The organism is Arthrobacter sp. P1_D12, assembly GCF_056406175.1.
In genome coordinates this window covers 276713-289915 of record NZ_JBFUAR010000001.1, presented here as the reverse complement: position 1 = coordinate 289915, position 13203 = coordinate 276713, and the positions used below count along the sequence as shown (strand labels likewise).

10 protein-coding genes and 1 pseudogene are annotated in these 13203 nt (G+C 67.9%); 5 read left to right on the top strand and 6 right to left on the bottom strand.

Annotation, left to right across the window (positions count from 1 at the left end):
- Nucleotides 1–13: 13 nt before the first annotated feature.
- Nucleotides 14–745 carry a response regulator gene (locus AC1DZV_RS01325; protein ID WP_028275549.1) on the bottom strand — a complete coding sequence of 244 codons (732 nt, stop codon included), beginning with the start codon at nucleotides 743–745 and terminating at the stop codon, nucleotides 14–16.
- A gap of 303 nt (nucleotides 746–1048) precedes the next feature.
- On the opposite strand from AC1DZV_RS01325, the gene AC1DZV_RS01320 reads away from it, so the two are divergent.
- Nucleotides 1049–1498 carry a universal stress protein gene (locus AC1DZV_RS01320; RefSeq protein WP_243177654.1) on the top strand — a complete coding sequence of 150 codons (450 nt, stop codon included), beginning with the start codon at nucleotides 1049–1051 and terminating at the stop codon, nucleotides 1496–1498.
- Between the two features lie 23 nt (nucleotides 1499–1521).
- Here AC1DZV_RS01320 and AC1DZV_RS01315 read toward each other — a convergent pair whose 3' ends face one another.
- The 3 genes from AC1DZV_RS01315 to glgC all read right to left on the bottom strand — a co-directional run bounded on the left by AC1DZV_RS01315 (nucleotide 1522) and on the right by glgC (nucleotide 5088).
- Nucleotides 1522–1989: a pyridoxamine 5'-phosphate oxidase family protein gene (locus AC1DZV_RS01315; protein WP_459384781.1), complete on the bottom strand. Its 468-nt coding sequence runs from the start codon at nucleotides 1987–1989 to the stop codon at nucleotides 1522–1524.
- Nucleotides 1990–2102: 113 nt separating this feature from the next.
- Complete coding sequence (locus tag AC1DZV_RS01310) at nucleotides 2103–3611, bottom strand: SDR family NAD(P)-dependent oxidoreductase (protein ID WP_476952746.1); 1509 nt, start codon at nucleotides 3609–3611, stop codon at nucleotides 2103–2105.
- Nucleotides 3612–3672: 61 nt separating this feature from the next.
- Nucleotides 3673–5088, bottom strand: coding sequence for a glucose-1-phosphate adenylyltransferase (gene glgC / locus AC1DZV_RS01305; RefSeq protein WP_476943686.1), 1416 nt, complete (start codon nucleotides 5086–5088; stop codon nucleotides 3673–3675).
- 102 nt (nucleotides 5089–5190) lie between these two features.
- Here glgC and glgA point away from each other — a divergent pair.
- Nucleotides 5191–6366 (top strand): annotated as a pseudogene (gene glgA, locus AC1DZV_RS01300) (glycogen synthase); the annotation flags it as partial.
- A gap of 55 nt (nucleotides 6367–6421) precedes the next feature.
- Here glgA and AC1DZV_RS01295 read toward each other — a convergent pair.
- Nucleotides 6422–8617 carry an acyl-CoA dehydrogenase family protein gene (locus AC1DZV_RS01295; RefSeq protein ID WP_476952745.1) on the bottom strand — a complete coding sequence of 732 codons (2196 nt, stop codon included), beginning with the start codon at nucleotides 8615–8617 and terminating at the stop codon, nucleotides 6422–6424.
- 75 nt (nucleotides 8618–8692) lie between these two features.
- Complete coding sequence (locus tag AC1DZV_RS01290; protein ID WP_476952744.1) at nucleotides 8693–9433, bottom strand: TetR family transcriptional regulator; 741 nt, start codon at nucleotides 9431–9433, stop codon at nucleotides 8693–8695.
- A gap of 61 nt (nucleotides 9434–9494) precedes the next feature.
- Between AC1DZV_RS01290 and AC1DZV_RS01285 the strand changes: the two genes are divergently transcribed.
- The 3 genes from AC1DZV_RS01285 to AC1DZV_RS01275 are packed head-to-tail and all read left to right on the top strand — an operon-like array spanning nucleotide 9495 to nucleotide 13157.
- Nucleotides 9495–10880 carry an acetyl-CoA C-acetyltransferase gene (locus AC1DZV_RS01285; RefSeq protein WP_476952743.1) on the top strand — a complete coding sequence of 462 codons (1386 nt, stop codon included), beginning with the start codon at nucleotides 9495–9497 and terminating at the stop codon, nucleotides 10878–10880.
- A gap of 10 nt (nucleotides 10881–10890) precedes the next feature.
- A complete protein-coding gene (locus tag AC1DZV_RS01280) occupies nucleotides 10891–12231 on the top strand; it encodes a 3-oxoacyl-ACP reductase (RefSeq protein WP_476952742.1) in 1341 nt (446 codons plus the stop codon).
- On the top strand, nucleotides 12228–13157 hold the full coding sequence (locus tag AC1DZV_RS01275) for a MaoC/PaaZ C-terminal domain-containing protein (protein WP_476949605.1): 930 nt from the start codon (nucleotides 12228–12230) through the stop codon (nucleotides 13155–13157). The genes AC1DZV_RS01280 and AC1DZV_RS01275 overlap by 4 nt, the downstream gene beginning before the upstream one ends.
- Nucleotides 13158–13203 lie beyond the last annotated feature (46 nt).

Here is a 13203-nt window from a genome sequence, read left to right as displayed (position 1 = left end):
GTTTCCGCGGAGCCTACCCGACGCTGCGGGGCCGGATTACTTCGCCGGTTCTCCCGACGGCGGCCGCCGGAAATGCCGGGCTGGCGATGAAGACGGCGGCCTGCGTGCGGCGTTCGAATCCGAGCTTGGCCAGCAGGGACGACACATAGTTCTTGACGGTCTTTTCCGCCAGGAACATTTCGGCGGCAATCTGCCGGTTGGTCAGTCCGCCGCCCACCAGCTCCAGGACCTTGCGTTCCTGGGGCGTGAGGGAGGACGTGCGCGGGTCGACCTCTTCGGCCTCCACCAGGCTGTCCACGACGCCGGCGGCCACGCCTTCCTCGAAGAGGGACTCGCCCGCTGCAGCCCGCCGCAGGGCGCCGATCAGGTCCGTGCCGCCGATCTCCTTCAGCACGTATCCGCTTGCCCCGGCCAGGACGGCGCCGCGCAAGGCCTGTTCGTCGTCGAAGCTCGTCAGGATGATGCAGTTCAAGGACGGGTCCACCGACCTCACGTCCCGGCAGACCTCGATGCCGGTCCCGTCCGGCAGGCGGGCGTCCAGCACACAGACATCAGGATGCAGTGCGGGAATCCGCCGGGTCGCCTCCACCGCGGATCCGGAACTGCCGACGACGGCAAACCCCTCGCCTTCGAGAAGTTCCTGCAGCCCGCGCCTGACAAGTTCGTGGTCATCAAGGATAAAGACTCGGATCACCGCCTGCCCGCCATCAGGTGCAGTGAGACCTGCGTCTGCCCAGGCAATCATGATTCTCCCGTCCGGCCGCTTGCGGGGCCGCTCGATGCTCTTAGTAACACGCTGATTCTTGTAACGAGATGCTGTCTTTCATCTGTTGACCCCAGCCTCTGCCATTCTTGTGCACCGGGGCGGCGCGGACAAGGGTCATAGTGCCCAACGGGCCGCCTCCGGCCCGTTGCCCGGAGGGCTTCCGGGCCGCCCGCCGGCCGGGGTGCGTGCATGCCTTTTGGCCCTAGGCGCCTGGCCGGGCGAAGGAAATCATGGGAGCGTCGCCATCTGGCGCGGGAGGCTCGGCCGGTACGAGGGCAAAGGATGGCAATGAACGAAGTCAGGGACGTCCGCACGATCGTGGTAGGCGTTGACGGCTCGGACGCTTCGGTGTCCGCGCTGCGGCATGCGCAGGGCCTCGCGGTGCCCCTGGCCGCCAAGGTCGTCGCGCTGGCGTGCTGGGACTACCCGCCGGTGTACGACGGCTATGTCGCCGTCGGCATCGACGACTTCGATGTCCGGGCCGGCGAAATCCTGGCCGAGGCGGTGGCGAAGGCTTTCGGCCCGGACACCCCGGACAACGTCGAGGCCCGCCTCATCCAGGGGCACCCCCGCCGCGTGCTGATCGAGGAGAGCAAAGCCGCGGACATGCTCGTGCTGGGCCGCCGCGGCCACGGCGGATTCGGTGGGCTGTTGCTTGGATCGGTGAGTTCCGCCTGTGTGGCACATGCGCATTGCCCGGTGCTGGTGGTCCACTCGCCAGAACACGGCTGACGCCGCAATCCTGCCGGAGGATTCTATTCGAACGTGGCCCGGCGCGGATCCGAGAGCCGGGTGCTCCACACATCGGGCCGGTTGACCTTGAAGCGTCGTCCGGTCAGGGCTTTGGGAGCCACCCGCACGTAGTAGGCCTTCTCGCCGGGCTGCCAGGGCTCCAGGAGCAGGGAGTCAATTTCGTCCTTCTCCTCCTGGCTCTCGATGACCTCGGCTTCCCCGCGCGCCATCACGCTCCAGGCCGTCTCGTCGCGGGCGTCGTAGCCGTCGATCTCGAATGCAACCGGCTTGCCTGTGATCGCACCCCACAGCTTCGTGCCGCCGGCGGTGCGGAAGGCTATCGCCCGCCGTTCGAGGACGAAATTTACCGGGAAGATCTCCGGATGGTTGTCTACGATCAGCGCCACGCGCCCCACGACTTCGGTGTCGAGCAGCGCCCAGCACTGGTCCATGGTCAGCGAGTATTCCGGCGAGGGCGTGGTTGAGTCCATGTCGAGCCACGATACGGGCCGCCCCGGACCCCGATTAGGGCCATAGGTCCCGCGGCGGACACGTATGTGACGGATGCCGCGGCCCGTCGGCGCCGGTCACCAAGGACTGGGGGTCACCAGGGACTGGGCTTGTAGTCCTTGAGGAACACTCCGTACTGGTCCTCGCCGGATTCGCCCATCACGATGGGGTCGTACACGCGGGCGGCGCCGTCAACGAGGTCCAGGGGCGCGTGGAAGCCCTCTTCCATGAGGCGGACTTTGGTGTAGTGCGGGCGCTCGTCCGTGATCCAGCCGGTGTCCACGGCTGTCATGAGGATGCCGTCGGCGTCGAGCATTTCCTGGGCGCTCGTTCGCGTCATCATGTTCAGCGCAGCCTTGGCCATGTTCGTGTGCGGGTGCCCGGGGCCCTTGTAGGCGCGGGAGAACTGGCCTTCCATGGCGCTGACATTGACGATGTACTTCCGCCGCGCGGTGGAGCGCTTCATGGCGCCCCGCAGCCGGCTGACCAGCAGGAACGGAGCCGTCACGTTGCACAACTGCACTTCGAGCATCTCCAGCGGGTCCACCTCGTCCAGCACCTGGGTCCAGCTGTTGATGCTGGCGAGGTCCGGGACCAGTCCGCCCGCATCGATCGCCGTGCCGGAGGCAATCCGCTCCAGCGACGCCGACCCGGTGGACAGGGCCAGGGACGTGATCGCATCACCGGCCAGCACGGGATGGTCGAGCACGCTGCTGGCGAGGGCAAGCGGGTGCTTGTCGTGGGCGTGGCCGAACGTGACGAGCTCCGGGCCCCCGTTGGCAGCCTGGAGGGCGGCGGGCAGCGGCTCGTCCTCGGCGTCGACGAGCGGCTTGTAGGCGTTGCCGGAGCGCCGCACCGTCTGGGCCGCGTTGTTGATGATGATGTCCAGCGGTCCTGCGGCATCCAGGGAATCCGTCAGGGCCATCACCTGGGACGGGTCGCGGAGGTCGATGCCCACGATCCGGAGCCGGTGCAGCCAGTCCGCGCTGTCCTCCATGGCAGCGAAGCGGCGGGCGGCGTCCTTCGGGAACCGGGTGGTGATGGTGGTGTGCGCGCCGTCCCGCAGGAGCCGGAGCGCGATGTACATGCCGATCTTCGCGCGGCCGCCGGTCAGCAAGGCCCTGCGGCCGGTCAGATCGGTGCGGGCGTCGCGCTTGCTGTGGCTGAACAGGGCGCACTCGGGGCACAACTGGTGGTAGAAGGCATCCACCTGGTTGTAGTGCTGCTTGCAGATGTAGCACGGCCGGGACCTGATCAGGTGGCCGGCGATTTCCCCGGTGGCGGACGTGGCGAGCTTGTTGCCGCGCGTTTCGTCGTCGATCCTGTCGGGGGCCGCCGTCGCCGTCTGTGCGATCACGGCGCGGTCCGCCTCGGCGATCTCGTCGCGCTTGCTGACCCGCCGGTGGCGCTTGACGGCCTTGAACATTTTCCCGGTGGCGCGGCGCACTGAGACGTAGTCCGGGTGCTCCTCGTCATAGGCGTGGATCGTGTTCAGGACCTTCAGGCAGGCCTGGATTTCCTCCGAGGTCAACTCGGCAAGACCAAGATCGGCTAGACCAAGCTCGGCGGAGGGAAAGTCGGAGGACAGATCGGGGGAGCTCATTGCCCTAATTTTACAGGGTGCGGGGAGCCCGGCCGGACGTACCTGCCGGGCCCCCGCCTGCCTATGCCGTGGGGGATTGCTTGACCGGTGCGTCCGCGCCGACCGCGGCGGCCTGCACGTCGGCCACCTTGTCCACGGAGTCCCGCAGTTCGGGCCAGTTCTCGGTGGCCGTGCGGACGGCGTCGGGCACCAGGCGCAGGTTGGCCGCGGAGAGCGCCCGTTCCGCATCGCTCGGGTCCGGGACGTGCTGGCCCTTGGACAGGACCGTGATTCCGGAGTCCGTGACCTTGAAGCCGCGGGCGCGGTCCAGTTCGGGGTCGAGTCCGATCGCGGCCCCGGCCGGCACCTTGACGTTCTTGTCGATGATGGCGCGTTTGATCACCGCGCCTTCGCCGACGTTGACCTTGTCCATCAGGACCGAGTCCAGGACCCGGCTCGAGGTGCCGACGTAGACGTCGTTGGAGAGCACGGAGCCTTCCACGATGCCGCCGGAGACGACGACGCCGCTGGCCACGATGGAATCCAGTGCCGTGCCCACGGTGTTGGACTTCCCGCGGACAAACTTGGCCGGCGGGGAGATGGTCTGGCGGGTGTAGATCGGCCACTCGGAGTTGTAGAGGTTGAAGACCGGAACAGGGGAGATCAGGTCCATGTGGGCGTCGTAGAAAGAATCGATGGTGCCGACGTCGCGCCAGTAGGTGCGGTCCCGTTCGGTGGAGCCCGGAATGTCGTTAAGGGTGAAGTCGTAGACGCCGGCCTCGCCCTGGTTGACGAAGTACGGGATGATATCCCCGCCCATGTCGTGCTTGGTATCGAGGCGCTCGGCGTCAACGTGGAGGGCTTCGATAAGGGCATCGGCGTCGAAGACGTAGTTGCCCATGGAGGCCAGGAACTGGCTGGGGTCGGCCGCGAGGCCCGGTGTTGACGACGGCTTCTCCACGAACGCGGCAATCTTCTCCGGGTTGTCCGCATCGGTTTCGATCACGCCGAACTGGTCCGCCATGTGCAGCGGCTGGCGGACCGCGGCGACCGTGGCCTTGGCCCCGCTCGCGACGTGCTGCTCCACCATCTGGGAGAAGTCCATCCGGTAGACGTGGTCTGCGCCGACCACGACCACGATGTCGGGGTTGGCGTCGTGAATGAGATTCAGCGACTGATAAATGGCGTTGGCGCTGCCGAGGAACCAGCTCTTGCCGACGCGCTGCTGAGCCGGAACCGAGGCCACATAGTTGCCCAGTTGCGTGGACATCCGCCACGTTTCGGAAATGTGCCGGTCAAGGCTGTGGGACTTGTATTGCGTCAACACCACAATTTGCAGATAGCGGGAATTCACAAGATTTGAAAGGGCAAAGTCAATGAGCCGGTAGCTTCCGGCAAACGGGACACCAGGCTTGGCCCGGTCCGCCGTCAACGGCATGAGCCGGTTTCCCTCGCCACCTGCGAGGACAATTGCCAAAACTCTCTTTTGATGCGGCATGGTGATAGCTCCTGAACGCCTTCGTTACTCCCCAATACAGTCCGGCATGCCCGAACGTCTTCACACTAGATCAGTTCCACCGTAACGACTACCTTGGTGCATGTGCGAATAGATATTGTGACCAAAGAATTCCCGCCGGAAATTTATGGCGGCGCCGGTGTCCATGTGGCCGAGCTCAGCCGAGTGCTGGCCCAACGCGTGGACCTTCAGGTGCGTGCCTTCGGCGCGCCCCGCGAGCCCGGGTACCACGGAGCGACTGTCACGTCGTATTCCGTGCCTGAAGACCTGGGCTCCGCAAACGCCGCCATCCAGACCCTCGGGGTGGACCTGAGGATCGTTCCGGACGTCGCCGGCGCGGACCTGGTCCACTCCCACACCTGGTACGCCAACATGGCCGGACACATCGCGTCGTTGCTTCACGGCATCCCGCATGTACTGAGCGCCCACAGCCTGGAGCCGCTGCGCCCGTGGAAGGCCGAGCAGCTTGGTGGCGGCTACGCGGTGTCCTCCTGGGTGGAAAAGACCGCCTACGAGGCCGCCGCCGCCATCATCGCCGTCTCGGAAGGCATGCGCCAGGACATCCTGCGCAGCTATCCGGACGTTGACCCGGCCAAGGTCAAGGTGGTCCACAACGGCATTGACGTCAGCCAGTGGAACCGGGACGAGGCTGATGACATCATCCGTCCGCTCGGAATCGATCCGGAGCGCCCCAGCGTTGTTTTTGTGGGCCGGAACACCCGGCAGAAGGGCGTGCCGTACCTGTTGCGGGCCGCCGCCAAGCTCCCGGCCGACGTCCAGCTGGTGCTGTGCCTCGGTGCCGCGGACACCCCGGAACTGGCGGCCGAGACGGCACGCCTGATCGAGGAGCTGCAGAGCCAGCGCAGCGGCGTGATCCTGATCGAGCGGATGCTGCCCCGCAACGAGGTCATCCAGGTGCTCAGCCACGCGACGGCGTTCGCGTGCCCGTCCATCTACGAACCGCTGGGCATCGTCAACCTTGAGGCGATGGCGTGCGGTGCCGCCGTGGTGGCCAGCGCCACCGGCGGTATCCCGGAGGTCGTCGACCACGGCAAGACCGGACTGCTTGTTCCGATCGAGCAGGTCACGGACGGCACGGGAATCCCTCTGGACCCGGAGAAATTCGTCACCGACTTTGCCGAGGCCCTCATCGAAGTGGTGTCTGATCCTGCCCGGGCGCGCGCCATGGGCGAAGCCGGCCGGCGCAGGGCCGAGGAGCACTTCTCCTGGGAATCCATCACGGAGACCACGCTCGAGGTCGCCGCCGGCGCCCCCCCGGCGGGGGGGGGGGCGCCGTCGTCGCATTTCGGCTGGGTCAGCCGCGGGCTTTGGTGCCGTGAGCTTTTGTGCCGTGAGCTTTTGTGCCGTGAGCTTTTGTGCCGTGAACGGCGCGGGCAAGCAGGATCTTTTCGTCCAGGGGCGCCTGGCCGCTGGCCCGCTGCTTGCGGAAGTAGTCCCGGGCCTCGTCCTGGCGGACCTTCTCCGCGCCGGTGGAGATCTCAGCGCGGAGGTGCTCCGGGCCATACCCGAACGCGTCCACCAGGTCCAGGGCATGCGGACGGATCTTCACGAGCAGGCGGTTGATGTATTCGCCCACAGTGCGTCCGCGCTGCATCGACAGCCTGCCGTTCATGAGGTACCAGGACAGGTTCTTCTCGATCAGGGACAGGCCGAAGAGATCGCGCAGCCACGTCAGGACTTTGTGCGTGCCCGGGTCTGTCACCTTGCCGAGGGCCTCGGTAAAGGCCTCCCACTGCAGCAGCTCCGCATGGGCCTGGGCGGCTTCGATGAGTTCGTGCTGGTGGGCGTTGAACAAGGCGGCGCCCTGCTGCTGCGGGAGCTTGTTCGCGCCCTTGAGGGCCGTGGCCACCTCCGCGACCATGGTTTGGACACGGTCCGTGAGCAGGGTCCGCTGGCTTGCTTCGTCCTTGATCGCCAGCGCAGCTTTCTGCACTGATCCGGTGTCGGCCACGAACTGGGCGACGCCGCGCAGTCCGGTGCGGTGGATCGCCGCGCCGGTGGCCTGGCCCACGACATAGCGGGCCAGCACGCCGACGTTGACGGTGCGGAATTCCTTGGCGTAGTCCGCCAGCAGGCGCTTGGCGACCAGCTGCAGCAGGACCGTGTTGTCGCCTTCGAACGTGGCGTAGACGTCGAGGTCGGCGCGGAGGGAGGCGAACCGGTTCTCGATCAGGAATCCCGCACCACCGCAGGCCTCGCGGCATTCCTGCAGCGTATCCAGGGCGTGCCAGGTGCTCAGCGGCTTCAGGGCCGCGGCCAGGGTTTCGAGGTCCTGGCGGTCCTGGTCGGTGTCATGGCGGCCGGAGAAGACGTCGTCGAATTTCTGCAGCAGTTGCTCGCTGGCGAAGCTGGCGGCGTACGTGGTGGCCAGCCGGGTGAAGAGCCGGCGCTGGTGCCGCTGGTAGTCCAGCAGCACTTCCTCGTCGGTCTGGGAGGAGGCATTGAACTGCCGGCGTTCGGTGGCGTACTGGATGGCGGTTTTCAGGGCCAGCTTCGACGCCGTCACGGCGGCGCCGTCGAGGGAAACCCGGCCCTGGACCAGCGTGCCGAGCATGGTGAAGAAGCGGCGGCCCGGGCTGGCGATGGGGGACGTGTAGTTGCCCTCGGGGTCGACGTCGCCGTAGCGGTTCAGGAGGTTGGTGCGCGGGATCCGGACGTTCGTGAAGTGCAGCCGGCCGTTGTCGATGCCGTTCAGGCCGCCCTTGACCCCATCGTCCTCGCCCCCGATGCCCGGCAGGAACTCCTTGGTCCCGGGGTCCCGGAGGTCCATGTAGAACGCGTGCACGCCGTGGTTGACGCCCTTTGTCACCAGTTGGGCGAACACGACGGCGGCCAGGCCATCGGTGGCGGCGTTGCCGATGTAGTCCTTCCACGCGGCCCGGAACGGTGTGTGGACCACGAACTCTCCGGCGGCTGGGTCGTAGGTGGCGGTGGTGGCAATGCTGGCCACGTCCGAGCCGTGCCCGGTCTCGGTCATGGCGAAGCAGCCTGGGATCTCCAGGCTCATGATGCCGGGCAGCCATTTCTCGTGGTGTTCCGCGGTGCCGAGGTGGTTCACTGCGGAGCCGAACAGGCCCCACTGCACGCCGGCCTTGATCTGCAGCGACGGGTCGGCGATGACCAGCTCCTGGAAGCCGGCCACGTTGCCGCCGTGGTCATCGGAGCCGCCCACGGACTCCGGAAATGCGCGGTGGACGGCGCCATTGTCCACCAGGATCCTGAGCTGCCCGAAGACGCGTTGGCGGTGTTCTGTGTGGGTCTGGCCCTCGATCTTGTTCAGTTCCGGGCGGCCGGCGAGGCCCCTGGACTTCAGCCGGATGTCGGCCCACTTGCCGAGCAGCTGTTCGCCAAGGGCCGCGACGTCGACGGCGGGCGCCCCAGGGGAACCGGGCTGGCCGGAACGGCCGGCTGCCGTGGTTGCCGCCGTCTGTTGTGGTTGCGGCCGGCGGCGGGGTGCGTTGCCGGTGGTGCGGTCGGCTAGTTCAGTCATGTCGTTTCCTTCTGTGGTTCTGACAATCTTTAGTGCTGACAGTTCAGGTCGCGGGCGGGGGCCGGCGTGCCGCTGCTACGGCGCGACCTGGCCTGCCGGGTCCGTTCGTTCCGTTTGTGCTGCTTCGTCGGGACGAGGTGCCTGCAGCTCGGGGGCGATGCCGAAGCAGAGCCAATCCGTGATCTGCCGCGCCATGGCCTCCTGGCCGGGCTTGGCCGGTCCGGGCGGGCTGGCGAGCCACTGTTCGCCGGCATTCCGGACCAGGCCGATCGCGGCGTTGGGCCAGTAGCCGATCACGGCTTCCTTGTCCTGGCCGCCGCCCAGATGGCTGCGCATCGGCCGGGCAATCATGTCGCTGATGGCGGCGAAGAAGTGGCTCAAGGCTCCCGCCGTGGAGATGGACGGGCCGGCCGTTTCGGCCTCGCCGGAAGCATGGCGTGTCACGAACGTGTAGACATTCGGGCTGGTCTCGGCCATTTGCAGGTACGCGGACACCATGGCGAACAGGCCTTCGCGGGGCGTCTGGGCGCTCTGGGCCGCCTCCTGAATGCGCCGCTGCATCTGGCTCAGGACCACCTCGCCCACGGCCTGCTGGAGTCCGGCTTTGTCGCCGAAATAGCGGTAGAACACCGACTTCGACGTTCCCGCGGCAGCGGCAATCTCCTCCATGGACGCGTCGCTCCCGAGGGCATGCACCGCCTTCCGGGCGGACTTGATCAGCTCCCGCCGCCGTTCCTCGCGGTGGGACTGCCAGCGGGAAGCGCGGCCGTCGACGGCGGCCTGCCCGGCGGGCACGGTAGCTTTGGGGATGTTCACGGTACCCAGCGTATCAGGTACGCTGGGTATCGGTAATCGCTTTGATCGAAGGAGACAGCCCATGTCCGTCAACGGACAGTCAGTGCCCCGCCCCCAGCCAGCCGCCGCATCCGCCGCCGGGAAGACACAGCACGCCGGCGCAGGCCCGGCACAACTCCGCAAGGCCGTGGTCGTGGGCGGCAACCGCATCCCGTTCGCCCGGACCGGAGGCGCGTACACGAAGTCCTCCAACCAGGACATGCTCACGGCCGCCCTTGATGGCCTGATCGCCCGCTTCGGCCTGCAGGACGAACGGATCGGGGAAGTGGCTGCGGGGGCGGTCCTCAAGCACTCCCGGGATTTCAACCTCACCCGGGAAGCGGTGCTCGGCTCGGCCCTCTCCGCCGAGACCCCGGCGTATGACCTCCAGCAGGCCTGCGCCACCGGCCTGGAAACGGTGCTCGGCCTGGCGAACAAGATCAAGCTGGGCCAGATCGATTCCGCGATCGCCGGCGGCGTGGACTCGGCCTCTGACGCCCCCATTGCCGTCAGCGAAGGACTCCGCGAGGTGCTCCTTGACCTCAACCGCGCCAAGACAATGTCCCGGAAACTGCAGGTCCTCAGCCGGCTCCGTCCCAAGGATCTGGCTCCCGATGCGCCGAACACGGGGGAGCCGCGCACCGGTCTGTCGATGGGCGAGCACCAGGCGCTGACCACGGCGCAGTGGACGATCACCCGCGAGGCCCAGGACGAACTGGCCTTCAACAGCCACCGGAACCTGGCCGCGGCCTACGACGCAGGCTTCTTCGATGACCTCCTGACCCCCTACCGGGGACTGAGCCGCGACTCCAACCTGCGCGCCGACACGAGCCCGGAGAAACTGGCCACCCTCAAGCCCGTTTTCGGCAAGAACCTGGGCGCCGAGGCGACCATGACGGCCGGCAATTCCACCCCGCTGACCGATGGCGCCTCCACCGTTCTACTGGCGTCCGAGGAATGGGCCGACGCCCACGACCTCCCCAAGCTCGCCGCGGTGATCGACGGCGAGGCTGCCGCCGTCGACTTTGTCCACGGCAAGGACGGGCTGCTCATGGCCCCCGCCTTCGCGGTGCCCCGGCTGCTCGCACGCCACAATCTCAGCCTCGCGGACATCGACTTCTTCGAGATCCACGAGGCTTTCGCCGGCACGGTGCTGAGCACCCTCGCGGCATGGGAGGACGACGAATTCGGCCGCACCCGCCTGGGCCTGGACGGCGCCTTCGGCAGCATCGACCGGGCCAAGCTGAACGTCAACGGCTCCTCGCTGGCCGCCGGACACCCGTTTGCGGCCACGGGTGGCAGGATCGTGGCCTCGCTGGCCAAAATGCTGCACGAAAAGGGCGACGTCAACGGGCGTCCGGCCCGCGGCCTCGTGTCCATTTGCGCCGCCGGCGGCCAGGGCGTCGTCGCAATCCTCGAAGCACTCTAGGGAGAACCGGATGAGCGACAAGTACACCCGGCTGGTCAGCCACGGAATCGGCAAGGACCTCGCCAAGCGGCTCGGCCTCCCGCAGCCAGTGGTCCTCCGGCGGCACGAGCCCGGCCGCCCCCTCATCGACGGACCGGTCCTGGTCCAGGGATCAACCGGCGGCGCCGACGAGCTCGCCGCCACCCTGCTGGACTGGAACCTCGATGTCCGTCGCCACGCGATACCCAAGGAGAAGCTCGGCGCCATCATCCTGGTGCTGGACGAGTTGGCCCACCCCGGCGATCTTGAGAAGCCGGTCCTCACCGCCGCCGCGTCGCTGCGTGACCTCGCCCCGAACGCCCGCGTCATCACTATGTCCCGCACGGCGGGCTCGGCCACGGAACCGGCAACGGCGGCTGCCAGGCAGGGCGTGGACGGTCTCCTGCGGTCTTTGGCGAAGGAACTCCGTGCCGGCGCCACCGGCAACGGCATCCTGCTCGCCGACGGCACCCGGACCACGAGCCCGGCAGCACTGGGGGCGCTGAGGTTCTTCCTCTCGGGCCGCTCGGCGTTCGTGGACGGGCAGTTCCTGGCCGTCAGCTCCGGCGCCGGCCAGCTGCCCGACGACGTCGAGAAGCCGCTGGCCGGCAAGGTGGCTGTGGTGACCGGCGCAGCGCGCGGCATCGGGGCCGCAATTGCCCGCACCCTGTACCGCGACGGCGCCACGCTCATCCTCGTCGACATTCCGGCGGCGGGAGAGCATCTGGCGGCAGTGGCCAACGAGGTCCATGGGACGGCCCTGCAGCTGGACATCAGCCGCGACGACGCCGGCCAGCGGATCATCGACCACGCCGCGGCACGGCATGGCCGGCTGGACATCATGATCCACAACGCAGGGATCACCCGGGACAAGCTCCTGGCCAACATGGACGCCGGCCGCTGGAACGCCGTGCTCGCGGTCAACATCGCCGCGCAGCTGCGGATCAATGAAGCCCTGCTGGCCTCGGAGCACTTCCGCGACTCGCCGCGGATCGTGTCCGTGGCCTCCACCAGCGGGATCGCCGGAAACCGCGGCCAGACCAACTATGCCGCGTCCAAGGCCGGCGTGATCGGCATGGTCCGCGCCACGGCGGCGCTGATCGGCGAACGCGGCGGGTCCATCAACGCCGTCGCGCCCGGCTTCATTGAAACGGAGATGACCGCCAGGATCCCTTTCGCCACCCGCGAAGTGGCGCGCCGGCTCAACTCCCTGCAGCAGGGCGGCCGGCCGGGCGACGTCGCCGAGGCCATCGCGTTCCTGGCCAGCGACGCCGCGGGTGGGATTTCCGGGGAGGTGCTGCGCGTCTGCGGGCAGAACCTGGTCGGCGCATGAGCGGATCCCAGACCGTCATCCTGGGCGAGATGCCCGCACTGTCCAAGCTCTACGTCAACGCGGCGGCCGCCGCGGCACGGCGCCGGGTCCTGGGCACCCATGGCGGCACCGAACTGCCGGCCTACACCCACGAGGTCCGTGGCGTGAAGGCCGACGTCGCCAACCTGACCGCCTTCCAGCACCTGATCGGCGAGAGCGCGAGCGACGTCCTGCCCGCCGGCTTCATCCATGCCCTGGCGTTTCCGCTGGCCATGAGCGTGATGAACCGGGACGATTTTCCGCTGCCCCTGCTGGGCATGATCCATCTGACGAACACCGTGGTGCAGTCCGCGCCGGTCCTGTTCACCCAGGCCCTGGATATCCGGGCCCGGGTGGAGAACCTGCGCGGACACCGCGCCGGCACGCAGCTCGATGTCGTCGCCGAGGTCCGCGCCGCCGGGCAGGAAGAGGTCCGCTGGCGCGGGGTGTCGACCTACCTGGCCAAGGGGGTGTTCCTTCCGGGGATCGACAAGGCCTCGGTGGCCGTGCCGCCGCCGCCATTCTCCGTGCCGGATCCCACGGCCCTGTGGCAGCTGGGCGTCGATACCGGGCGTGCCTACGCGGCTGTGTCCGGGGACTTCAACCCCATCCACCTGAGCGTCCTGACCGCCAAGGCCCTCGGGCAGCGGCGGTCCCTTGCCCACGGCATGTACCTGGCGTCCCGGGCGCTGGCCGACGTCGGTGCCGTCCGGGGGGATTCGTTCACCTGGGAGGTGGCCTTCGAGGCCCCCGTGTTCCTGCCGGCCCGCGTGGCGCTCGACATCAGCACCGTGCAGGCGGACGGCGGCGGGTGGGAGCGCTCGGACTACGTGGCATGGAACCCGCTGTCCGGGCGCCGGCACTTCAGCGGCTCTGTCGCGGCGCTGCCACAGCCGGCGCTGCCATAGCCGGCGCTGCCACAGCCGGGCAGGACAGACAGACCGACCGGGTCAG